General features: G+C 73.0%; 20 protein-coding genes and 1 pseudogene. 15 read left to right on the plus strand and 6 right to left on the minus strand.

The window, feature by feature from the left end:
* Positions 1 to 242: 242 nt before the first annotated feature.
* The 9 genes and pseudogenes from rsmD (at position 243) to ACIG87_RS19480 (ending at position 8314) form a co-directional block, all read left to right on the plus strand.
* Positions 243 to 806: a 16S rRNA (guanine(966)-N(2))-methyltransferase RsmD gene (gene rsmD, locus ACIG87_RS19440; RefSeq protein ID WP_396852039.1), complete on the plus strand. Its 564-nt coding sequence runs from the start codon at positions 243 to 245 to the stop codon at positions 804 to 806.
* Positions 803 to 1288 carry a pantetheine-phosphate adenylyltransferase gene (coaD, locus tag ACIG87_RS19445; RefSeq protein ID WP_396852040.1) on the plus strand — a complete coding sequence of 162 codons (486 nt, stop codon included), beginning with the start codon at positions 803 to 805 and terminating at the stop codon, positions 1286 to 1288. The genes rsmD and coaD overlap by 4 nt, the downstream gene beginning before the upstream one ends.
* Positions 1289 to 1441: 153 nt before the next feature.
* On the plus strand, positions 1442 to 1939 hold the full coding sequence (locus ACIG87_RS19450) for a hypothetical protein (RefSeq protein WP_328339164.1): 498 nt from the start codon (positions 1442 to 1444) through the stop codon (positions 1937 to 1939).
* 110 nt (positions 1940 to 2049) lie between these two features.
* Positions 2050 to 2613, plus strand: a complete 564-nt coding sequence (locus ACIG87_RS19455; RefSeq protein ID WP_396852041.1) for a YceD family protein — start codon at positions 2050 to 2052, stop codon at positions 2611 to 2613.
* A 5-nt stretch (positions 2614 to 2618) separates the two neighbouring features.
* Positions 2619 to 2792 (plus strand): 50S ribosomal protein L32, encoded by a 174-nt coding sequence (rpmF, locus tag ACIG87_RS19460; protein WP_030335284.1) that lies wholly within the window; start codon positions 2619 to 2621, stop codon positions 2790 to 2792.
* 114 nt (positions 2793 to 2906) lie between these two features.
* Positions 2907 to 3932, plus strand: a complete 1026-nt coding sequence (locus ACIG87_RS19465; RefSeq protein WP_396852042.1) for a phosphate acyltransferase PlsX — start codon at positions 2907 to 2909, stop codon at positions 3930 to 3932.
* Between the two features lie 109 nt (positions 3933 to 4041).
* Positions 4042 to 4773: pseudogene (gene rnc, locus ACIG87_RS19470) on the plus strand (ribonuclease III); the annotation flags it as partial.
* A 253-nt stretch (positions 4774 to 5026) separates the two neighbouring features.
* Positions 5027 to 5884, plus strand: a complete 858-nt coding sequence (gene mutM, locus ACIG87_RS19475) for a bifunctional DNA-formamidopyrimidine glycosylase/DNA-(apurinic or apyrimidinic site) lyase (RefSeq protein ID WP_396852043.1) — start codon at positions 5027 to 5029, stop codon at positions 5882 to 5884.
* Between the two features lie 222 nt (positions 5885 to 6106).
* Complete coding sequence (locus tag ACIG87_RS19480) at positions 6107 to 8314, plus strand: MMPL family transporter (RefSeq protein ID WP_396852045.1); 2208 nt, start codon at positions 6107 to 6109, stop codon at positions 8312 to 8314.
* Between the two features lie 76 nt (positions 8315 to 8390).
* Here ACIG87_RS19480 and ACIG87_RS19485 read toward each other — a convergent pair whose 3' ends face one another.
* The gene (locus tag ACIG87_RS19485) at positions 8391 to 9197 is read right to left on the minus strand and encodes an endo alpha-1,4 polygalactosaminidase (protein WP_396852046.1); all 807 of its coding nucleotides are present in this window, start codon (positions 9195 to 9197) and stop codon (positions 8391 to 8393) included.
* 213 nt (positions 9198 to 9410) lie between these two features.
* The gene (locus ACIG87_RS19490) at positions 9411 to 10925 is read right to left on the minus strand and encodes a CAP domain-containing protein (RefSeq protein WP_396852048.1); all 1515 of its coding nucleotides are present in this window, start codon (positions 10923 to 10925) and stop codon (positions 9411 to 9413) included.
* Positions 10926 to 11284: 359 nt separating this feature from the next.
* Here ACIG87_RS19490 and ACIG87_RS19495 point away from each other — a divergent pair, with 359 nt between their 5' ends.
* From ACIG87_RS19495 to ACIG87_RS19505, 3 genes are all read left to right on the plus strand, one after another.
* Positions 11285 to 11479 carry a hypothetical protein gene (locus ACIG87_RS19495; RefSeq protein WP_067305353.1) on the plus strand — a complete coding sequence of 65 codons (195 nt, stop codon included), beginning with the start codon at positions 11285 to 11287 and terminating at the stop codon, positions 11477 to 11479.
* Between the two features lie 290 nt (positions 11480 to 11769).
* Entirely contained in the window at positions 11770 to 15378 is a 3609-nt protein-coding gene (gene smc / locus ACIG87_RS19500) for a chromosome segregation protein SMC (protein ID WP_396852049.1), read from the plus strand.
* Positions 15378 to 15995, plus strand: a complete 618-nt coding sequence (locus ACIG87_RS19505) for an HAD family hydrolase (protein WP_396852050.1) — start codon at positions 15378 to 15380, stop codon at positions 15993 to 15995. The genes smc and ACIG87_RS19505 overlap by 1 nt, the downstream gene beginning before the upstream one ends.
* A gap of 95 nt (positions 15996 to 16090) precedes the next feature.
* Here ACIG87_RS19505 and ACIG87_RS19510 read toward each other — a convergent pair whose 3' ends face one another.
* From ACIG87_RS19510 to ACIG87_RS19525, 4 genes are all read right to left on the minus strand, one after another.
* Positions 16091 to 16618, minus strand: coding sequence for a DinB family protein (locus ACIG87_RS19510; RefSeq protein ID WP_396852051.1), 528 nt, complete (start codon positions 16616 to 16618; stop codon positions 16091 to 16093).
* A 137-nt stretch (positions 16619 to 16755) separates the two neighbouring features.
* On the minus strand, positions 16756 to 18369 hold the full coding sequence (locus ACIG87_RS19515) for an MDR family MFS transporter (protein WP_396852052.1): 1614 nt from the start codon (positions 18367 to 18369) through the stop codon (positions 16756 to 16758).
* Between the two features lie 128 nt (positions 18370 to 18497).
* Positions 18498 to 18935, minus strand: a complete 438-nt coding sequence (locus ACIG87_RS19520; protein WP_396852053.1) for a MarR family winged helix-turn-helix transcriptional regulator — start codon at positions 18933 to 18935, stop codon at positions 18498 to 18500.
* Between the two features lie 24 nt (positions 18936 to 18959).
* The gene (locus ACIG87_RS19525; RefSeq protein ID WP_396852054.1) at positions 18960 to 20672 is read right to left on the minus strand and encodes an alkaline phosphatase D family protein; all 1713 of its coding nucleotides are present in this window, start codon (positions 20670 to 20672) and stop codon (positions 18960 to 18962) included.
* Between ACIG87_RS19525 and ACIG87_RS19530 the strand changes: the two genes are divergently transcribed.
* The 3 genes from ACIG87_RS19530 to ACIG87_RS19540 are packed head-to-tail and all read left to right on the plus strand — an operon-like array spanning position 20650 to position 22873.
* Complete coding sequence (locus ACIG87_RS19530) at positions 20650 to 20808, plus strand: hypothetical protein (protein ID WP_396852056.1); 159 nt, start codon at positions 20650 to 20652, stop codon at positions 20806 to 20808. The genes ACIG87_RS19525 and ACIG87_RS19530 overlap by 23 nt on opposite strands.
* 12 nt (positions 20809 to 20820) lie before the next feature.
* Positions 20821 to 22002: a signal recognition particle-docking protein FtsY gene (gene ftsY / locus ACIG87_RS19535; RefSeq protein ID WP_396852058.1), complete on the plus strand. Its 1182-nt coding sequence runs from the start codon at positions 20821 to 20823 to the stop codon at positions 22000 to 22002.
* A complete protein-coding gene (locus ACIG87_RS19540) occupies positions 21962 to 22873 on the plus strand; it encodes a phosphotransferase (protein WP_396852060.1) in 912 nt (303 codons plus the stop codon). Before ftsY ends, ACIG87_RS19540 begins: the two co-directional genes overlap by 41 nt.
* The last annotated feature ends 42 nt before the right edge of the window (positions 22874 to 22915 follow it).

The following is a 22915-nucleotide window of genomic DNA, read 5'->3' on the forward strand; positions in this document are numbered from 1 at the left end:
CGTGCGGAGCGCCGCGACGGCGCCTTCCGGCGCCCTGGCCGGCGGAGCGGCACCGGCACCGGGCCGACCCTAGTGGGCTTGCCCCGGCGGGCACAGCGCACAGGTTGCACCAAGTACGTTGTTATGCATTTGAGATCTTTGATGTACGGCAGGTGATCACCTGAACACCCGGACGGGACGCACCGCGTCGCCCACCCGCTCCACCCGTCGCGTAGCGTCACAGGCATGGACAGGGGGAGACCGTGACCCGGATCGTGGCCGGCACGCTCGGCGGTCGGCGGATCGCCGCACCCGCCGGCGCCGGCACCCGGCCCACCTCCGACCGGGTGCGCGAGGCGTTGTTCAGCGCCGTCTCCGCCGAGGTGGACCTGGTCGGCGTGCGCTTCGCCGACCTGTACGCGGGCTCCGGCGCGGTCGGGTTGGAGGCGCTGTCCCGGGGCGCCGAGCACGTGCTGCTGGTCGAGTCCGATCCCCGGGCCGCCCGGGTGATCCGGGAGAACGTCGCCGCGCTCCGGGCCGCCCCGGCCGCGCGGCTGGTCACCGGGAAGGTCGCCGGCGTGCTCGCGGCCGGCCCCGGCGGCGAGCCGTACGACGTGGTCTTCGCCGACCCTCCCTACGCGGTGCCGGCGGCCGAACTCACCGCGCTGCTGGCCGCGCTGGTCGACCACGCCTGGCTCGCCCCCGACGCGCTGGTGGTGGTCGAGCGGTCCACCCGCAGCGGACCGGTCGACTGGGTGCGGGGCCTCACCGCCGAGCGCAGCCGGCGTTACGGCGAGACCACTCTTTGGTACGGTCGCCGATCATGAGACGTGCGGTGTGTCCCGGCTCGTTCGACCCGGTCACCAACGGACACCTCGACATCGTCGGACGAGCCAGTCGGCTCTTCGACGAGGTGATCGTCGGCGTGCTGGTGAACCAGTCGAAGAGTGGCCTGTTCACCGTCGAGGAGCGGATCGACATGCTCCGTGAGGTGACCTCCTCGTACGGCAACGTGCGGGTCGCGTCCTTCCGTGGGCTGCTTGTCGACTTCTGCCGGGCGCAGGAGGCGAGTGTGCTGATCAAGGGCCTGCGGGCGGTCAGCGACTTCGACTACGAGTTGCAGATGGCCCAGATGAACATCGGTCTGGCCGGCGTGGAGACGCTCTTCATGCCGACCAATCCGCTCTACTCGTTCCTCTCCTCCAGCCTGGTGAAGGACGTGGCCAAGTGGGGCGGCGACATCTCCTCCCACGTTCCCGACACCGTCCGCCAGGCCCTCCAGGCCCGCCTCACCGCCCCCGGACCCTGATCGTCCGTTCCGGCCCCGAGGGCTCGGGCGGCGCGTCGGGTCGGGGTGGTGGCGGTGGGGGTGGCCGGGGCACGACATCATGTGTGCAGCGCCGAAGCCGGGCGCAGGCCGCATCATGTAGGTCGGCCGACGAACGACAGGAGTGAGGTACCGGTGGACCCGCTCGATCGCATCGACGAACTGATCGCCATGGTGGAGCAGGCGCGCTCCGTCCCGATGTCGCGCAACAACTGCATGGTCGACCGGGGCGAGATGATCGCCGCCCTCGACGAGATGCGCGCCGACCTCCCCGCCGACCTGCGCCGCGCCGCCGCCCTCCTGGAGGAGCGCGACAAGATCATGGACGCCGGCAAGCGGGAGGCCGACCGGATCATCAGCGAGGGTGAGGCGGAACACGCCCGGCTGGTGTCGGTGAACGAGATCACGGTCTCCGCCGAGCACGAGGGGGCCCGGATCATCGCCGAGGCCCGTGCCGAGGCGCAGCGGCTGCGGGATGAGGTCGACGACTACGTCGACACCGCGCTGGCGAACTTCGAGCAGTTCCTCACCCGGGCGCTGGCGTCGATAGAGCGGGGGCGGGACAAGATGCACGCGCTACGGGAGATCGGCACCTTCGGTGGGGACGAGGCGGAACGCCCGCTACCCTTCTGAGCGGCACCTCATCCCACCGACGGACGGGTCGGGCGTCGCCCCCGGTTCGACGACCCGGCGGTCGCCCAGGTAACCTTTTTTGTCGGCCTCTCACCGGCCGGAGTCTGACTATGCCCAAACACTCGCCATCATCACTCAACCCCAGGGCGCCGCTGGTCCTCGACACGAGGGACCTGCCGCGTCGCCCTGGTGCGTTGCGTACGCATCGGCGGGTCGTGCCGGCACCGGCGGACCTCGGCGTGGAGTTGATCGGCGTGCCGGAGGGCGCGGACCTCGACCTCGACCTGAGGTTGGAGTCGGTGTCCGAGGGCGTGCTCGTCTCCGGGACCATCACCGGTCCCGTTCAGGGCGAGTGCGGTCGTTGCCTGCGCGTGATCGACTACTCGGTGGCCGTGAACATCCAGGAGCTGTACGCGTACGAGAACAGCACCACGGACATCACGACCGACGAGGACGAGGTGGGCCGGATGCAGGACGATCTGATCGACCTGGAGCCGGCGCTGCGGGACGCGGTGGTGCTCACGCTGCCGACCAACCCGCTCTGCCGGGAGGACTGCCCAGGGTTGTGCCCCGAGTGTGGGGTGCACTGGGACGATCTGCCGGCCGATCACAGCCACCAGCAGACCGACCCGCGTTGGGCGAGCCTGTCGCAACTGAACCGTACAGAGGAGTAGGAACCGTGGCCGTCCCCAAGCGCAAGATGTCGCGCAGCAACACCCGGTCCCGCCGGGCGAACTGGAAGGCGACCGTGGTCGCGACCGTGGCCTGCCCGCAGTGCAAGTCCCCCAAGCTGCCGCACGCAGCGTGCTCCGTCTGCGGCACGTACAACGGCCGCCAGGTTCTCGAGGTCTGACCTGGACGCCGAGTGACGCCCCCGACCACGGGTCGGGTGGCGCGCGCACCCAGGCGATCGCCCGGTGCCCCGGCTCCGTCCGACGTCGGCCGGCCTGCTCCGGCCGGCGTACCGATGGAGCCGGGCACCGCGCGGATCGCCGTTGACCTCCTCGGCGGGGACGATGCTCCCGCCGTCGTGGTTGACGGCGCTCTGCGGGCGGTGCGCGCCGACCCGAACCTGCACCTGCTGCTCGTCGGCCCGACCGAGGTCGCGGCCGGGGTGGTCGACGCCCTGACCCCGGCACAGCGGACCCGGATCACGGTCCGGGTGACCCGTACCGCCGCCGGGTCGGCCGACCATGCCCCCCGCGCCGACAGCACCGTCCGTGCGGCCGTCTCCGCCGTGCGCGACGGTGCCGCCGACGCGCTCGTCTCGGCCGGGTCCACCGGCGCCACCGTCTCCGCCGCCGCCCTCGGCTTCGGCCGCTGGGCCGACGTCCGCCGGCCCGCGCTGGTGGCGACCCTCCCGGCGGTCTCCGGCCCGGTGATCCTGCTCGACGTCGGCGGCTCGCTGGAACCCCGTCCGGCCACCCTGGCCCGGCACGCCGTGCTCGGCGCGGCCTACGCCGCCGTCGCGCACGCGGTCGTCGCGCCCCGGGTCGGCCTGCTCTCGGTGGGCACCGAGGCCGGCAAGGGGGACCGCCCGCGCCGGATCGCCGATCCGCTGCTCGCCGCCACGCCGCTGCCCTGCGACGCCAGCTACGTCGGCCTGGTCGAGGGGTACGACGTGACGCTCGGGCTCCGCGCCGACGTGGTGGTCACCGATGGCTTCACCGGTAACGTGCTGCTCAAGGCCATCGAGGGGGCGTACGCGATGGCCGGGGGTCCGCCTGCCAGCGGTGGCGCCCCACGGGCGGCGGCCCTGCTCGGGGTGGCCGGCACCGTGGTGGTCTGCCACGGCGCGGCGACCCCGGAAGACGTCGCCTCCGGTATCGCCCTGGCCGCCCACCTGTGGCGTCGCCGGGCCGCCGACCAGGTCCGGGAGCAGGTCGCCCTCCTTCCTGCCGGCGACGGTCCCGATCCGGAGTGCGGGGACGCGCCGGCCCGGTCCGCCGGTCACCCCGGCACAGATCGAAGCGAGACGAAGAGGTGGCCATGAGCGCGAGCCGTGACCCCGCCAGCCCCGCAGTCGTGAACGAACAGGTTGCCGGGTACGCGAGCCGTGGGCCCGCGTACCCGGCAGTCGTGAACGAAGCAGAGGTAGGAGCATGACGATCGACAAACGGCGGCGCGCACCGATCGGCCACCTGGAGGCGGCGTTCGGGGTGACGCTCGACGCCGAGCTGTTGGAGCGGGCGCTGACCCACCGGTCGTACGCGTACGAGAACGGCGGGCTGCCCACCAACGAGCGGCTGGAGTTCCTCGGTGACTCGGTGCTCGGCGTGGTGATCACCACGGCGCTCTTCCGCAACCACCCGGACCTGCCCGAGGGGCAGTTGGCGAAGCTACGGGCCAGCGTGGTCAACATGCGTGCCCTGGCCGACGTGGCCCGGGGGCTCGGCCCGGACGGGCTCGGCGCCTATCTGCTGCTCGGCAAGGGGGAGGAGAGCACCGGCGGGCGGGACAAGGCGAGCATCCTCGCCGACACCCTGGAGGCGCTGCTCGGCGCGATCTACCTCCAGTACGGCCTGGACACCGCGGCCATCGTCATCCACCGGCTGTTCGATCCGCTGATGGCCGAGTCGGCGGGCCGGGGCGCTGCGTTGGACTGGAAGACCAGCCTCCAGGAGTTGACCGCCGCGCTGGGCCTGGGCGTCCCCGAGTACCGGATCGAGGGAACCGGCCCGGACCACCTGAAGACCTTCACCGCGTGGGTGGTGGTGGCCGGCAACCGCTACGGCGGGTCCGAGGGCCGTAGCAAGAAGGAAGCCGAGCAGCGGGCCGCCGAGGCGGCCTGGCGGGAACTCACCGAGCAGGCCGAGCGGGACCGGGCCGAGGCCGCGCAGCCCGACACCGTCGCCCCGGCCGAGACCCCCGGGTCTGACCCGGCCCCCGGGTCTGACCTGGCTCCTGGGTCCGACCCGGCCCCTGGGTCCGACCTGGCCCCCGGGCCGAACGGGTCGGACGGGTCCGACGAGGCCCGGCTGAACGGGTCCGACGGGGTCGCCGGGCCGAACGGAAGCGGGGGGCCGGACGGGCCTGCCGGTGCGGTGGAGCCGACGGTGGACGAGACCGTCGAGGCGGGGCTGGGTCGTGCCTGAGCTGCCCGAGGTCGAGACGGTCCGGCAGGGGCTGGCCCAGTGGGTCACCGGCCGGCGGATCGCGACGGTGGAGGTGCGCCATCCCCGGGCCGTCCGGCGACACCTTCCCGGCCCGGCGCACTTCGCCGACGTGCTGGCCGGCCGGACGGTGACCGACGTGCGGCGTCGGGGCAAGTACCTCTGGCTGCCGCTGGACAGCGGTGACGCACTCGTCGGCCACCTGGGCATGTCGGGGCAGCTGCTGCTCCAGCCGGCCGAGGCGGCCGACGAGCTGCACCTGCGGGTCCGGTTCCGGTTCGCCGACGACGGCCCGCAGCTGCGCTTCGTCGACCAGCGCACCTTCGGCGGCCTCGCGGTCAGCGAGGGCGGCGCGGAGCTGCCCGGCGAGATCGCGCACATCGCCCGCGACCCGATGGACCAGGAGTTCTCCGACGCCGGGTTCGTCGCCGCGCTGCGCCGACGGCGTACGGAGGTGAAGCGGGCCCTGCTGGACCAGACGCTGCTCTCCGGAGTGGGCAACATCTACGCCGACGAGGCGTTGTGGCGGGCCGGCCTGCACGGCGCCCGCCCGACCGACGTGTTGACCGCCCCCGCCGCCGGCCGGCTGCTCGGGCACGTGCGGGACGTCCTCGGTGAGGCGATCAAGCAGGGCGGCACCAGCTTCGACGACCTCTACGTCGACGTCAACGGGGAGAGCGGCTACTTCGACCGGTCGCTGAACGTCTACGGCAGGGAAGGTGAGCCCTGCCGGCGCTGCGGCACGCCGATCCGCCGGGAGGCGTTCATGAACCGGTCGTCGTACAGCTGCCCCCGCTGTCAGCCCCGTCCCCGGGGTGCCCTGAGAGGGTGACCCCGGGCCGGTTCGGGGTCGGGGTGGTGTGCTGCGCCGACGCCACCCCGCAGCGCCGCCGGAATTCGCCCGATCCATCCGATCGGCCGTACCGGGCGGCCCGCACCGACCCGCTCTCGGCCGTCCGGGGCGGGCCGGGGCTGTTCCCCGATGTGCCCGGCCGCCGTAGTCCCTAGCGTCAGCACCGTCGGCAGGGTGCCGGCGGGAGGGGGCCTGGCGGAGATGGGTGGCAGACCGGTGACGGTGCGGTTGGCGCGGTGGAGCGCCGAGCATCCGTGGCGCGCGATCGCGCTCTGGGTGGTCTTCGTGGCGGTGTGCTTCGTCGGGGGCAACGCCGCCGGACTGAACGAGGCCACCGAGGCGGACCAGGCGATCGGGGAGTCCGGTCACGCCGACGTGATCGTCACCGAGGGGAACTTCACCGACCCGGCGGTGGAGAACATCCTCATCACCCCGCGTACCGGTGCCCTCGACCAGGTCGCCGCGAAGGCGGCGGCGACCGACGCAGCCGACCGGCTGCGGCAGGTCACCGGCGTGGCCTCGGTCGGTACGCCGGTGCCGGCCCGCGACGGTGCCGCGCTGCTGGTGCCGGTCACCATGAGCGGGGACCGGCAGACCGCCGCGGACCGGGTGCAGCCGTTGCGCGACGCCACCGCCCAGGTCCAGGACGCCCACCCGCGGCTGCGGATCGAGCAGGTCGGCGGGGCGTCGATCGACCAGGCGCTGAATGACACCCTGAGCCGGGACTTCAGGCAGGCCGAGCTGCTCAGCCTGCCGGTCACCCTGGCCATCCTGATCGTCGCGTTCGGCGCGCTGATCGCCGCCGGGGTGCCGGTGCTGCTGGCGCTGTCGTCGGTGGCCGCCGCGATGGGGCTGTCCACCCTCGCCTCCCACCTGGTGCCCGCCACGGACACCACGGCCAGCGTGATCCTGCTGATCGGGATGGCGGTCGGGGTGGACTACTCGCTGTTCTACGTCCGCCGGGAACGGGAGGAACGGGCGAAGGGCCGGTCCGGCCTGGACGCGGTGGAGATCGCCGCCGAGACGTCCGGGCACGCCGTGGTCGTCTCCGGCGTCGCGGTGATCGTCTCGATGGCAGGTCTGCTGCTCGCCGACGACGTGGTCTTCTCCTCCCTCGCCATCGGCTCGATCCTGGTGGTCGCCGTCGCGGTGACCGGCTCGCTGACCGTGCTGCCGGCGCTGCTGGCCAAGCTGGGCCGGTGGGTGGACCGGCCCAGGGTGCCGCTGCTCTGGCGGCTCACCGCGCCCCGCGCCGGGCAGCCGGCGCGGCCCCGGTTCTGGCCGGCGGTGCTGCGGCCCGCGCTGCGGGCGCCCCGGGCCACCCTGATCGTCTCGGTGGCGCTGCTGCTCGCCCTGGCCGCTCCGGCGCTCGGCATGAAGCTGAAGCAGGTGGGCATCGAGGACATGCCCCGGACCATCCCGGCGATGCAGACGTACGACCGGTTGACCGCCGCCTTCCCGAACACCGGCACCAGCCACACGGTGGCCGTCCGGGCCCCGGCCGGGCAGGCCGACCAGGTCCGTGCCGCGCTGACCGGGCTGGCCCGCACTGCCGGGGCCGACCCGCTGTTCGCCCCGGTCGAGGCGGACGGCCCGAAGATCGAGGTGTCGGCGGACCGCCGGGTGTCGGTGCTGGAGCTGCCGACCCCGTACGCCAGCCGGGACGACCGGGCGGTGCGTTCGCTGCACGAACTCCGCGACGACCTGCTGCCGGCCGCGCTGGGCGGCATCCCCGGTGTCGAGTACGCCGTCGGCGGCGGTGTGGCCGCCAGCGAGGACTACGCCCGGCACATCAGCGAGAAGCTGCCCCTGGTGATGGCCTTCGTGCTGGCGTTGACCTTCCTGGTGATGATCTGGACGTTCCGCTCGGTCGTGGTGGCGTTCACCGCGATCCTGCTCAACCTGCTCTCCGCCGGCGCCGCCTACGGCCTGCTGGTGCTGGTCTTCCAGGGCAGCTGGGCGGAGGGGCTGCTCGGCTTCACCTCGATGGGGGCGATCGTCTCCTGGCTGCCGCTGTTCCTCTTCGTGGTGCTCTTCGGGCTCTCCATGGACTACCACGTCTTCGTGGTCAGCCGAATCCGGGAGGGAGTCCGGGGCGGCCGGTCCAACGCCGACGCGGTGGCGTACGGCATCACCTCCTCGGCGGGAGTGGTGACCAGCGCGGCGATCGTGATGGTCGGGGTGTTCGCGATCTTCGCCACGCTCAGCACGATCGACCTGAAGCAACTCGGGGTCGGGCTGGCCGCGGCGATCCTGCTGGACGCCACGATCATCCGGGCGGTGGTGCTGCCGTCCCTGATGACCCTGCTCGGCGAGGCCAACTGGTGGGCCCCGCGTTTCCTGCGCGGGCGGAGCCGTGCCACCACACCGTCGGCCGACCCGACAGCGGAGCTGGTGGGATCCCGCTGACCGGCCGTCCGGTGATCGACCGTCCCGCCCCGGTGGTCGGCCGTACGGGTGACCCGGACCGCAGCTCCGGTCCGGGTCAACCCGGCGTGGCGCTGGCCGGATTCGGGGCGGTGGGGCAGGGCGCCCGCCAGGCGTCCAGGGCGCGGTTCTTGCGGATCGAGGCGAAGCCGTAGCCGACGGTGGTCACGCAGAACCGCGCCGGGTCGCCGGTGTACTCGACGTGGAACACCGGTTTGTGCGCGTCGGCGAAGGGGAGCAACTTGGCGCAGTGGCGCAGCCGGACGCACTCCTCGTTGACCACGAAGTCGAAGTCCGGTGCCAGTGCGGCCACCTGGCCGACGTCGCCGACCAGGCCGGGGGAGAGGCCCAGGGTGCGGGCCAGCACGGCCGACCGTCGGTTGAACGCCAACTGGTCGTCGAAGTCGAACGGGAAGCCGGACCGGTGGGCGTACCCGTCGGCGTCGACGAGGGCCACCGCGCCGAAGCCCTTGCCCCGGCAGAGCCGGAACCGATCGGCCAGGACGGGATGCAGCAGGTCCCACCGCCGGACGTCCAGCCAGCGGCTCCCGGTCCGCCCGGCCGGGCCGCCGCGGACCGCCGCCGGGAAGCGGTCGGCGTCCGGATCGGTTCCGGTGTACGTCCCGACGGGCACGTGGCAGACCAGCCGCCGGTCCCGTCGACGCAGCGCGTCCGTCTCGGCGGTGCTCACCCGGACCGGGTCGAGGAGGAAGACGTCGACGTCGACGGTGGTGTCGACCGGACCGGTGAGCTGCCACTGCCACCGCCACTGCCGAGCGGCAGCAGGCGGCCAGGGGGTCGGTGCGCCGGGCGGCCCGAGGTCGGGACGGCAGGCGTACACCGGGGTCAGCAGGGCGAGTGCCACGGCAGCCGGCAGTGCCCGGCGGGCCGGGTGTTTCCGCGGCGGCCGGACGGGCCCGGTGGGCCGCCCGCCGCGCGTCGCGGACGTTGGCAGCCGGATGCGCATTGGCAGCTCCCGGATCCCGTGCGGTGCCCGCCGCACGCCTCACCAGGTCAAACGAACGCCTCCCGGCGACGACGCGGTCACGTCGTCACCGGGAGGCGTGGGCCGTCCCGTTCAGCGGGGAGCGGCGAAGTCCTGCGTCCAGTACGGCCCGTTGCTGCTGGCCACGCCGACACCGATCTCGGTGAACGCGCAGTTGAGGATGTTGGCCCGGTGGCCGGAGCTGTTCATCCAGGCGTCCATCACCGCAGCCGGGGTCTGCTGGTTCCAGGCGACGTTCTCGCCGTAGGTGCGCCAGGAGTAGCCGGCCCGGTCCAGCCGCTGACCGGCGTCGCTGCCGTCGCTGCCGGTGTGCGTCATGCTCTTGTGGTCGGCCTGGTCCTGGCTGTGTTGCTGGGCGGCGAGGGTGAGCTTGTCGTCGACCTTGACAGCGGCGCAGCCGGCCTTGGCCCGTTCGGCGTTGACCAGGTCGACGACCTGCTGGACCTGGCTGCCCCCACCCCCGCTCACCGCGGCCCGGGTGGTGGTCGCCGCGGTGGGGATGTTGCCACCCCGGGCGGTCTGCCGGGACGCCGCCTGGGTCCGGCTCGGGGTGGGTGTCGGCCGGGCGGTCTTGCTCGGCGACGGGCTCGGGGACGCCGACGGGCTCGGGGACGGGCTGGGGGAGGCCGGGGCGTCGGTGCTCGGCACGGTGTCCGGCACGACCGGAGCGGTGGCCACCGGCTCGTCGAGGGCGGTCCGGTCGGCTTGCTCGTCGTCGGGCAGCACCAGCGCGCCGATGCCGAGGCTCACCACCAGGGTGGCCGCAGCGGCGGCCCCGCCGATGAGCAGTGGACGCTTCAGCCGGCGGCGCGGCCGGGTGCGGTCGTTCGCCGTCGGACGCCTGGCGGCCGGCGCGACCGCCGGGGCGAGCGCGGTCGCATCCCGGTCGACGTCGATGTCCACCGGCCCGGCTCCGGCCGGGTACGCCTGCTGCCCGACCTGTCCGGCGTCCCAGGGGTCGCCGTGTGCGGCGGCCCAACCCGTCCCGTCGCTCTGCTGGCCGCCCTGCTGCTCGTGCCACTGACCGGTCTGTTGCTCGTGCCACTGGCCGGTCTGCTGGTCCCCCCACTGGCCCGTCTGTTCGTCCTGCCATGGCCCGGCCTGTTCGCCCTGCCGGTGCCGGGCCGGCTCGTCGGTCCACTGCCCGGTCGGCTCACCGGTCCACTGCCCGGTCGGCTCACCGGTCCACTGCCCGGTCGGCTCGTCCCGCCACCGATCGGTCGGCTCGGGTGACCACTGGCCGGCCTGCTCGTCGTGGTGCCACTGCCCGGTCGGCTCCGTCGGGTGCTGGCCGCGCGGGGCGTCGGGCCAGTGGTCACCGGACGCCGCCGAGGGAGGTGGCCCGGCCGGGTCGCCCCAGCGGTCCGGCGCGGCCTCGAAGCGCCCGGCGGGGGCGTCGGCCCCGCCGGCACCCGGCCGGTCGTACGCCGGTCCGTCCTGCGCCGGTCCGTCACCGAAGAGGTACGCCGAGCGGGGCTCGGGGCGGTCGGTCAGCCAGGCCGGGTCGTCCGTCGACGGCTGAGGCCGTCGGTATGCGGCGTCCGGGTCGTTCGGATCGGTCCAGCCGTACACGCCTGTCGCCTCCACGGGTCGATTGCGGGCCGGGGTGACGCTACGGCGGCGACGGGAACAGCAGCAATGTGGCTAAGGAAGAGTTAAGGCGAGACAGGCATCCAGGTTGACCATACCCGCTTCGGAAGGCGTAGAGTCAGGAAGTCCGGACAGAGAGTGTCCGAGCCTTGCGGCCCCCCGGCAGGTGGACAGGGTAGACGTAGAGATGATCTACGGCCTGCGAGAACTTGACGAACGCGGGGTTGTCGCTCAATATGTAGATGTCGCCAGTCGCGCCCAGCCACGCCCGAATTTCGGTGGCCTGGTAGTAGTCGCGAACACGAAATGGGCGCGCGTTGGCCGGCTTTTCCGGCAGCGCATATCAAGGAGTCAGCATGGCGAAGGCCCTCTACGGCCACGTAGGTGCAGCGCCCGACCGGCGTCTGCTCGACGAGGTCACCCGACTGCGTTCCAGGGTCCAGGCCCTGGAGTTCGAGATCACGCGCCTGCGTGCCGACAATGATCGGCTCGCGGCGGCTGCGGCGGAGGTGGACGACCTCCTCCGACTGGCCGAGCCGGCGCTCACCTGATCTTCGGGTACGCAGACAAAACTGAACAGCACCACCGCGAAAAAGCGCGCCGACACATTCGTGCCGGCGCGCAGTGCTGTCTTCGACGTATTTCGCCGGTCCGCCAATTCGCGATCTTGGGTGCCGATGTGGCACAACACACCCGGACATTTTCCGGCGGGGTGGGGCCCGTCATCGGGGGCGGGGCGGGTCGCGTGCCGGCGACCCCGTACCGACGGGTTAGTCTGCGGGTTCACCAGGTCCGCGCAGCCCGCGACGCCTGCGGTGGCCACCGGACGAGGATCGAGAAGGTGCATCTCAAGAGCCTGACGGTGAAGGGGTTCAAGTCCTTCGCCTCCGCCACGACGTTGAAGCTGGAGCCCGGGATCACCTGCGTGGTCGGCCCGAACGGCTCCGGCAAGTCCAACGTCGTCGACGCCATCGCCTGGGTGCTGGGCGAGCAGGGCGCGAAGGCGCTGCGGGGCGGCAAGATGGAGGACGTCATCTTCGCCGGCACCGCCGGGCGGGCGCCGTTGGGTCGGGCCGAGGTCACCCTCACCATCGACAACACCGACGGCGCGCTGCCGATCGAGTACACCGAGGTCTCCATCACCCGCCGGATGTTCCGCTCCGGCGAGAGCGAGTACGAGATCAACGGCGACTCGTGTCGCCTGCTCGACATCCAGGAGCTGCTCAGCGACTCCGGCATCGGCCGGGAGATGCACATCATCGTCGGCCAGGGCCGGCTCGACGGCATGCTGCACGCCAAGCCGGAGGACCGCCGCTCGTTCATCGAGGAGGCGGCCGGCGTCCTCAAGCACCGCAAGCGCAAGGAGAAGGCGCTGCGGAAGCTCGACGCGATGCAGGTGAACCTCAACCGGCTGACCGACCTCACCGCCGAGCTGCGCCGCCAGCTCAAGCCGCTGGGCCGGCAGGCCGAGGTGGCCCGCCGGGCCGCCGCCATCCAGGCCAACCTGCGCGACGCCCGGCTCCGGCTGCTCGCCGACGACCTGCACACCCTGCGGGCCACCCTGGACAAGGAGATCGCCGACGAGACGGCGCTGCGCGAGCGACGTGAGCAGATCGAGGGCGAGCACACCGAGGTCCAGGGCCGTCTCGGTGAGCTGGAGGCGGCCCTCGCCGAGGACGCGCCGCTGCTCGCCGCCGCCCAGGACACCTGGTACAAGCTCTCCGCCCTCTCCGAACGGTTCCGTTCGGTGGAGCAGTTGGCCCGGGAACGGCTGCGCCACCTCAGCGCCACCGGCGACGACGAGCGCCCCGGCCGCGACCCCGACCAGTTGGAGGCCGAGTCGCAGCGGGTCCGTGAGCAGGAGGAGGAGCTGCGCGCGGCGCTCACCGACGACCAGATCCGGCTCGCCGAGGCGGTCGAGCACCGGCAGGAGCTGGAACGCCAGCTCGCCGCCGCCGAACGGGAACTCGTCGCCGCCGCCAAGGCGATCGCCGACCGGCGCGAGGGGTTGGCCCGGCTGACCGGTCAGGTGAACTCGGCACGGGCCCGCACCACCAGCGCCGGCGAGGAGATCGACCGGCTCGCCGCCGCGCACGCCGACGCCCTGGCCCGCGCCGACCAGGCCCAGGCCGAGCTGGACGCGGTGGCCGAACAGTCCACCGAGGCCGACCGGGACAACGCCGAACTCGACGACCGGCACGCCGAGGCGGTCGCCGTCCACGAGCGGGCGCAGGCCACCGTCCGGGCGCTTGCCGACACCGAGCGGGCCGCCGAGAAGGACGCCGCCACCTGGAAGGCCCGCGAGGAGGCGCTCGCCCTCGGCCTGCGGCGCAAGGACGGCGCCGGGGCGCTGCTCGCCCGCGCCGACGAGGTACCCGGCCTGCTGGGCAGCCTGGCCGGGCTGCTCACCGTCGCCGCCGGCCACGAGGCGGCCCTCGCCGCCGCGCTCGGCGGGCTCGCCGACGCGGTCGCGGTCAGCGGGGTCGACGAGGCCGTCGAGGCGATGCGGCTGCTGAAGATCTCCGACGCCGGCCGGGCCGGTCTGCTGGTCGGCAGCCCCGCCGGCCCCGGCATGACCGGCTCCGCCGACGCGCTGCGCCCCAGGCTGCCGCAGGCCGCCCGGTGGGCCCCGGACCTGGTGGAGTGCACCCCCGAGCTGCGTCCCGCCGTGTACCGGGCGCTGCGCGACGTGGCGCTCGTCGACGACCTCGCCGCCGCCGCCGAGCTGGTCGCCGGCAACCCGGAACTGCGCGCGGTCACCCCGGACGGCGACGTGGTCGGGGCGTACGCGGCTGCCGGCGGGTCGGCCAAGGCGGCCAGCTTCATCGAGGTGCAGGCCGCCGTGGAGGAGGCCCGGACCAACCGGCTCACCGCCGAGCGGACCGGTGCCGAGCTGCGCGACCAACTCGTCGACGCCCGTGCCGAGGTGGCCGCCGCCAAGGAGGCGGTGCAGCACGCCGCCGCCGCGAAACGGGAGGCGGAGAGCCACCGCAACGCCGCCGCCCGCCGGTTGGCCGAGCTGGGCGCGGCGGCCCGGTCGGCGAAGGCGGAGACCGACCGGCTGGGCGAGAGCCGGTCCCGCGCCGAGGCGGCCCGGGAACGCGACCTGGCTGCCCTCGCCGAGCTGGCGGAGCGGCTGCGGCTCGCCGAGGACACCCCGATCGACGCGGAGCCCTCCACCGAGGAGCGGGACCAGCTCGCCGCGATGGTGCCCCGGGCCCGGCAGAACGAGATGGAGGTCCGGCTCGCGGTGCGTACCGCCGAGGAGCGGGTGGCCTCGATCGCCGGTCGGGCCGACTCGCTGGCCCGGCAGGCCAGCGCCGAGCGTGCGGCCCGGGAGCGGGCGGCGGCCCGGCGGGCGGCGCGGACCCGGGGCGCGGCGATCGCCCGCGCCGTGGTAGGCGGTGCCCGCGAGGCGTTGACCCGGCTCGGCACGTCCATCGCGCGGGCCGAGGAGCACCGCGACGCGGTCGCCCGCGAACGCGCCGCCCGGGAGGCCGAACTCCAGGAGGTACGCGGCGCGGCGAAGCGGCTCGGCGCGGAGCTGGAGCGGTTGACCAGCCAGGTGCACCGGGACGAGGTGGCCCGCGCCGAGCAGCGGTTGCGCATCGAGCAGTTGGAGGCCAAGGCTGCCGAGGACTTCGGCCTGGACGTGGAGACCCTGGTCGCCGAGTACGGCCCGACGCAGCCCGTACCGCCGACCCAGGTGGACGTGGCGACGGCCGAGCGGGACGGCCTGCCGGTGCCCGAGCCGGTCCGCTACGAGCGGCCGGTGCAGGAGAAGCGGGCCGCCAAGGCGGAACGGGAGTTGGCCCTGCTCGGCAAGGTCAACCCGCTGGCGCTGGAGGAGTTCGCCGCGCTGGAGGAGCGGTTCAAGTTCCTCTCCGAACAGCTGGAGGACCTCAAGGCCACCCGGCGTGACCTGCTCACCGTGGTCAAGGACGTCGACGAGCGGATCCTGGAGGTGTTCGCCAGCGCGTTCGCCGACACCGCCCGCGAGTTCGAGCAGGTCTTCACCGTGCTCTTTCCCGGCGGTGAGGGCCGGCTGATCCTCACCGAGCCCGACGACCTGCTCACCACCGGCGTGGAGGTGGAGGCCCGGCCGCCCGGCAAGAAGATCAAGCGGCTGTCGCTGCTCTCCGGCGGCGAACGGTCGTTGACCGCGGTGGCGATGCTGGTGGCGATCTTCCGGGCCCGGCCCAGCCCGTTCTACATCATGGACGAGGTGGAGGCGGCCCTCGACGACGTGAACCTGGGCCGGTTGATCACCCTGCTGGCCCAGCTGCGGGAGAAGAGCCAGTTGATCGTCATCACCCACCAGAAACGGACCATGGAGATCGCCGACGCGCTCTACGGCGTGACCATGCGCAGCGGGGTCACCCAGGTGATCAGCCAACGGCTCAACCGGACCGACGACGAGCGGTCCGACCGAACTGAGGAGAATCAGTAGTGGCACGGGAACGGCCGACGGCGCTCCTGCTCGACTTCGACGGCGTGCTCCGCCGCTGGGACCCGGCGGTGGCCGCCGGCATCGAGCGGGAGTACGGCCTCTCCGAGGGGGTGTTCGGCGAGATCGCCATGCACTGGGGACGGCTCCAACCGGTGCTGACCGGCCAGGTCAGCCATGCCGACTGGGTGTCCAGCGTGGCCGACGCGCTGACCGAGTCGGTCGGGCCGGGGCGGGCCCGCGCGGCGGTGGAGCAGTGGCAGCGCTACCGGGGTGAGGTCGACGCCGAGGTGCTGGCGTTCGTCCGCGAGGCACGGGCCGGCGGGGTCCGGGTCGGGCTCGGCACCAACGCCACCGACCTGCTCGACACCGACCTCGCCGTGCTGGGCCTGGTCGGCGAGCTGGACGTGGTGGTCAACTCCTCGGTCGTCGGGGTGCACAAGCCGGCGAAGGAGTACTTCCAGGCGGCCTGCGCGGCACTGGAGACCCCGCCCGCCCGGGTGCTCTTCGTCGACGACGAGGACTGGGCGATCCGGGGGGCCCGCGCGGCCGGGCTGTCGGCGTACCGGTGGGACGGGCCGGCGGGGCTGCGCTACCTGAGGGCGGCGCTGGCGTACTGACCCGGCTCCGGCGGGCCGTCGGGTGTTCGGCGAGGTGGCGGCGTCCTGGTCCGGGTGACGCCGCCACGTCGGCGACCCACCATCTTCCCGGCGGGTCAGTCGCCGGTGACGCCGTCGAGGCGTTCGCGGATCAGGTCGGCGTGGCCGTTGTGCCGGGCGTACTCCTCGATCATGTGCAGGTAGACCCAGCGGAGGCTGATCGTCGCCGTCCGGTCGCCCCGGGGCAGCTCGAAGGTGTCCTCCAGCGAGCGGTCGGTGGCCGCCGTCCGGGCGGCATCGATCTCGGCCTGGAGGGTGGCGAGGGCGGCCTCCGCGTCGGCGTCGGCCAGGTCGTGGAAGTCGGCGTCCCGATCGGTCGTGTAGTCGTACAGGTCGGGCAGCTGTTCGCCGGCGGCCCGCTGGCGGAACCACGACCGTTCCACGTCGGCCATGTGCCGGACCAGGCCGAGCAGGGTCAGCCCGGACGGCTCGACGCTGGCGGTCTTGAGCTGTTCGGCGGTCAGGCCGGCGCACTTCAGCAGCAGGGTCTGCCGGTGGAAGTCGAGCCAGCCCTCGAGCATGGTGCGCTCGTCGCCGACGTACGGTTCGTTCTTCCGGGTGATCTCCGGTGCTCTCCACGTCATGTCGGCATCCTCGCCGTCCGGTCCGACAGCCCGCGACCGGTATTCGCCGTCGTGTAGTCGGCAGGGCCCCTGTGCTTCCCGCTCAGAGGCCCGGCGGGCACTGTTGCCTCTCGCGCTCGGCGGGGAGGCTGACCGGGTCAGTCCCGGGTGCGGACCACCGCCGCCCCACCGCCCGCCGCGACGGTGGACTCCTGGTCGACGGTGTCGGTCAGGGGGTCACCGTTGTGCTGGCGCAGCGGGATCTCCTTGATGAAGATCACCGCGATCAGGGCGATCAGCCCGAACGGGGCGGCGGCCAGGAAGATGTCGCCGGCACCGTGGCCGTAGGCGCTCTCCACCACGGTGCGGACCGGCCCCGGCAGGGTGTGCACGTTCGGCAGCACGCCGCCGCTGCCCGAGCCGGTGCCCGGAATGCCCCGCGCGGCCAGGCCGTCGGCGATGTAGTCCTTGACCCGGTGGCCGAGGACCGCGCCGAGCACGGAGACGCCGATCGCGCCGCCGAGGCTGCGGAAGAAGGCGACCACCGAGCTGGCCGCGCCGAGTTCGTGCGTGCCGACGGTGTTCTGCACGGCGAGGACGAGGTTCTGCATGGTCATGCCGAGCCCGAGACCGATCAGCGCCATGTAGATGCTCAGGTGCCAGTACGGGGTGTCGTAGCGGATCGTGCCCATCAGCGCGAAGCCGGCGGTGAGCAGCGCCGACCCGGCGACCAGGTAGCGCTTCCAGCGGCCGGTGCTGGTGATGATCCGGCCGACGACGGTGGAGGAGACCAGCAGGCCGAGGATCATCGGCATGGTCATCAGACCGGACATGGTCGGGCTCTCGCCCCGGCTGATCTGGAAGTACTGGCTGAGGAAGACCGAGGCGCCGAACATCCCCACGCCGACGGCGATGCTGGCGACGACGGCGAGGGTGATGGTCCGGTTGCGGAACAGCCGGGGCGGGATCATCGGCTCGCTGGCCCGGTTCTCCACCCGTACGGCGAGCACACCGAGCAGCATGGCGCCGGGCACCATGACGGCGCTCTGCCAGGAGAGCCAGTCGTACTTGTCGCCGGCCAGGGTGACCCAGACCAGCAGCAGCGACACGGCGGCGGTGATCAGGGTGGCGCCCCACCAGTCGATCTTCACCTGACGTTTGACCACGGGCAGGTGCAGGGTCTTCTGGAGCACCACCAGGGCGGCGATGGCGAACGGCACGCCGACGTAGAAGCACCAGCGCCAGCCGAGCCAGGAGGTGTCGACGATGACGCCGCCGATGAGCGGGCCACCGATGGTGCCGAGGGCCATCACCGCGCCGAGGTAGCCGCTGTACCGGCCGCGTTCCCGGGGCGCGATCATCGTCGCCATGATCACCTGGGCCAGCGCGGTGAGGCCGCCGGCCCCGACGCCCTGGAGCACCCGGCAGGCGATGAGCTGCTCGGTGGACTGGGACAGGCCGGCCAGCACGGAGCCCAGCACGAAGATGGTCAGCGAGAGCTGGACCAGGATCTTCTTGCTGGTCAGGTCGGCGAGCTTGCCCCAGATCGGGGTGGTCGCGGTGGTCGCCAGCAGGGTCGAGGTGACCACCCAGGTGTAGGCGGACTGGCCGCCCTTGAGCTCGGTGATGATCCGCGGCAGCGCGTTGGAGACGACCGTGGAGGAGAGGATCGCGACGAACATGCCCAGCAGCAGTCCGGAGAGGGCCTCCAGGATCTGCCGGTGGGTCATCTCGACGGCGGTCGCCCGGGTGGGCGCTGTCGCCTGGGTCATCGTTGCTGCCTCCGGGGAAGGGAAAGGGTACCTCGGGCAACCGTAGGCGTTTGTTGCCTCAAGCAACAACCGGACGTGACGAGGTTCTATTCCGCCCGGGGCGGGCCGAGGGGTGGAGCGTCGGAGCGTCAGAAGGTCTCGTTGAACCGGTGCATCAGCCGGGCGAACTCCTCGACGTCCCGCTTCGGCCACTTCTCCATGGACCGGCTGATCTGTTCCATCCGGGCCGACCGGGCCGCGTCGAAACGCCGGGTGCCCTCCTCGGTCAGCCGTAGCTGCGCCGCCCGCCGGTCGGCCGGGTCCGGATCGCGGCGCACCAGCCCCAGCGTCTCCAGCCCCTGGATCTGCCGGCTCAGCGTGCCCTTGCCGATGCCCAGCAGGACGGCCAGGTCGGTGAGCCGGGTCGAGCCGGACCGGCGTAGCCAGAGCAGCAGGCCGTACGCGTTCGGCTCCAGGTTGGGGTGCACCTCCCGGGCGATCTCCAGGGAGAGTGCCCGGCCCCGGCGGAGCAGCGCCGCCAGTTCGTGCTCCAGCACGCGCATCGTCTCCGGCAGATGATCGTCCACGGGACCGAGCGTACGTGCCGTTCGTCACTTCTCCGAGGAGAGTTTCTGCCGGGCCACCTCACGCAGGTGCCCGTCGCTGGTGGTGCCCTCGATCAGCACCTCGGCGTCCCGCCCCGTGTGTCGCAGCGTGCTGACCGCGTTGCCGAAGTACGGGCCGGCCAGCTTCTTCCAGCGCACCGTCGGGCGGCGTACCCCGGCGGACCGGGCCAGCGCCCGGGTGGCCGCCGCCGGCCCCGCACTCCAGCCCAGTTTCATCAGCGGGCGCATCGCCGCCGGCACCTGGTTGTGGATCGGCGAGCAGGTGAGCTGGTGCACCGGGGTACGCACCCCCGGGTCGTCGAACCGGGCGCGGGCCACGTACGAGTGGTGCACGTCGCCGGAGAGCACGCTGATCGACGCTGGCGCAGGGTAGGCGGGTCCGGCGCCGACCCGGTCCCCGGGCGTGCCCGGCGTACCGCTGCCCAACCGGACGAAGAGCGCGCCGAGGGCGTCGAACGAGTGGCGGAACGCGGCCCAGTGCTCCAGGTCGAGGGCGCGACGCAGCTTCTCGGCGAGCCCGGCCACCCACGGCCGGCCGGAGTCGGCCAGCTTCTCGTTCCACGCCTCGACGTGGTGGATGCCCGGCGGCAGCAGCCAGGGCAGCGACGCCCCGATCACCAGGTGGTCGTAGACGCCGTGCGCCCGATCCAGGAACCAGGACCACTCGCCGGCGGGCAGCATCGCCCGGCCGCCCGGTTCGAGCACCCGGCTGCACCGGTTGTCCAGCATGACCAGCCGGGTCCGGCCCAGGTCCAGCGCGTAACTCCACTGGTACTGCACGGCCCGCCAGCGCTCGGTGTCGTGCGCCTCGTCCGCCTCCCGGTCGACCCGTTCGCCGAACTCACGCAGCACGTCGGTGGCGTCCCCGGCGGCGACCACCTTCGCGTAGAGCGGGTCGGCGGCGATCTCGTCCGGGGCCAGGTTGCCCAGGTGCTGATAGACCCAGTAGGAGGCCAGGCCGCTGCGGATCCGCTCGGCCCACCAGGGCTGGAGGCGCATCTCGGCCCGCCACGACCGGGAGGTGTTCCAGTCGTCGATCACCTCGTGGTCGTCGAAGATCATCACGCTCGGCACGGTGGAGAGCAGCCAGCGGATCTCCGGGTCGCGCCACGACTCCAGATAGAGCTTGGTGTACTCGTCGAAGCTGACCACCTGGTCGACCGGGGCGTCCTTCGGCCGCCGCCGGCGTCGCTTGAGCAGCCGTTTGACCGTGGGCGACGTGACGTCGGCGTAGACCTGGTCACCGAGGAGCACCAGCAGGTCGGGCAGGTCGTCCGGGTCGGGCGCGGCCATCAACCGCCGGGCGTACGCGTCCAGCGCGTCCGGGGGTAACCGCCGGGTGGTGGAGTGCTGGGTGGTCTCCCGGCACGACCCGAAGATCAGGCTGACCGGCTGGTCCCGGTCGTCGGTCGCCCTGGTCCGGATCACGCTCGGCGGGAAGCCGTCGCGGGGTGCCGGCCAGACCACCTCGTCGTCGACCAGCACCTCGTAGCTGGTGGCGTGATCCGGGGTGAGCCCCTCCACCACCACCAGCGCGTAGTGGTGGTCGTACGCGGAGAAGGTCGGCGCGGAGCCGGTGACGCCCTCGGCCGTGCGGACGGTGACCACCGCGGGCCCGCTGGTCTCCACCCACACCGTCGCCCGGGTGCCGACGACCCGGCGCAGCAACGGGCCGATGAGCAGACGCGGCTCGGGCATGGGCGGCACCTCCGAGGAGAAGACGATTCATCTTTTCTACCCCGTGGGCGGGCGGGTCACCCCCGGCAGCGGCGAGCGTACCCGCAGCTCGCTCACCTCCGGCGGCGGTGAGTGGGACGCCGTCGCGGCCATCTGACAGGATTTCGGCATGACGGATTACCTCCTCGTCGCACTCGCCCTGCTCGGCGTGCTGATCCTCGGCGGCCTCGGCCTGGTGGTGCCCCGGCTGCGCCGGCGTGCCGAACCCCCGCTGCCGCAGACCGAGGTCGACACCCGGGCCGAGGAGGAGCTGGCCGGTCCCCCCGTCGAGGCGGCGGAGTCCGACCTGTCCACCGGTGTCCTGGTCGAGTCGCCCGTGGTGTCGGCGCCGCCGCTGGAGGTTCCCGAGCCGACCGCCGGCCGGCTGGTCCGGCTGCGTTCCCGGCTGTCCCGCTCACAGAACGCCTTCGGCAAGGGCCTGCTCGGCCTGCTCGCCCGGGACCACCTGGACGAGGACGCCTGGGAGGAGATCGAGGACAGCCTGATCACCGCCGACGTCGGCATCGACGCCACCCGGGACATCGTCGACCGGCTCCGCGAGCGGACCCGGGTGCTCGGCACCCGCTCCGCCGGTGAGCTGCGCGACCTGCTCGCCGCCGAACTGGTCAACGCCCTCGACCCGAGCCTGGACCGGTCGCTGCGCACCACCGGTCGGGACGGCCTGCCGGCGGTGCTGCTGGTGGTCGGGGTCAACGGCGCCGGCAAGACCACCACCTGCGGCAAGATCGCCCGGGTGCTGGTCGCCGACGGGCGCTCGGTCACCCTCGGCGCGGCCGACACCTTCCGGGCCGCCGCCGCCGACCAGTTGGAGACCTGGGGCGGCCGGGTCGGCGCCGAGACGGTCCGTGGCGCCGAGGGCGCCGACCCGGCCAGCGTGGCCTTCGACGCGGTCCGCCGGGGCATCGACGCCGGCACCGACACCGTGCTCATCGACACCGCCGGCCGGTTGCAGAACAAGATCGGCCTGATGGACGAGCTGGGCAAGGTCAAGCGGGTGGTGGAGAAGCACGGCCCGATCGACGAGACCCTGCTGATCCTGGACGCCACCACCGGTCAGAACGGGCTGGAACAGGCCCGGGTCTTCACCGAGGTGGTCAACGTGACCGGCGTGGTGCTGACCAAGCTCGACGGGACGGCCAAGGGGGGCATCGTGATCGCCGTCCAGCGCAAGCTCGGCATCCCGGTCAAGCTGGTCGGCCTCGGCGAGGGCGCGGACGACCTGGCCCCGTTCGACCCGGCGCAGTTCGTCGATGCGCTGCTCGGCACCGAGCCGCTCGCCCGGGACGCGTAACCTCGCGGTGAGCAACGACGATCGCGCGTACGCCGGGTGGCGTGACCCCCGCCATGCGGCACCGGGCCTGGGGAGACCGTACGTGACTTCGCAGGAGATCCCGCTGCACGGCGGGAACGTGAGCACCGTGGTACGGGTCGGCGACACCGTCCGGCGCAACGCCGGCCCGTGGACCCCGTCGGTGCACGCCCTCCTGCGCCACCTGGAGTACGTCGGGTTCACCGGCGCTCCCCGGGCGCTGGGCATGGACGAGCGCAACCGCGAGGTGCTGTCGTACCTGGAGGGGGAGTGCGGGGAGTACCCGCTGGCCCCGCACTGGGTCACCGACGAGGCGCTGGTGACCGTGGCCACCATGCTGCGGATGTTCCACGACGCCCAGTACGGTTTCGCCCCGCCGTCCGGCGCGGTCTGGCGCTCGTTCGGGCCGCCGCCGCCGGACACCGAGGTGATCTGCCACCACGACGCCGCCCCGCACAACGTGATCTGGCGGCCGGACGGCACCCTCGGACTGATCGACTTCGACCTCGCCTCGCCCGGTGCCCGCATCTACGACGTGGCGTACGCGGCCTGGACCTGGGTGCCGATCTTCGCCGACCGGGACTCGATCACGCTCGGCTGGAAGCACCCGGACCGGCCCCGCCGGCTGCGCCTGTTCGCCGACGCGTACGGGTTGATCCCCCGGGACCGGCACCGGCTGATCCGGACCATCCGCAAGCGGATCGTCGACCACGTGGAGGGCATCCGCCGGATGGCCGCCGCGGGGGAGCCGGCGTTCGTCCGGATCGTGCACAAGGGCCACCTCCGTCGCCCGATGCGCGACCTGCGCCTGCTCGACTACGAGCGGCACGCCCTGGAGTACGCCCTGCGCTGAGCCGACACACCCCCGCGCACCGAGCCCGGCCACCACGGCGAG

It is taken from the genome of Micromonospora sp. NPDC051925 (assembly GCF_044548625.1).
Classification (GTDB): domain Bacteria; phylum Actinomycetota; class Actinomycetes; order Mycobacteriales; family Micromonosporaceae; genus Micromonospora.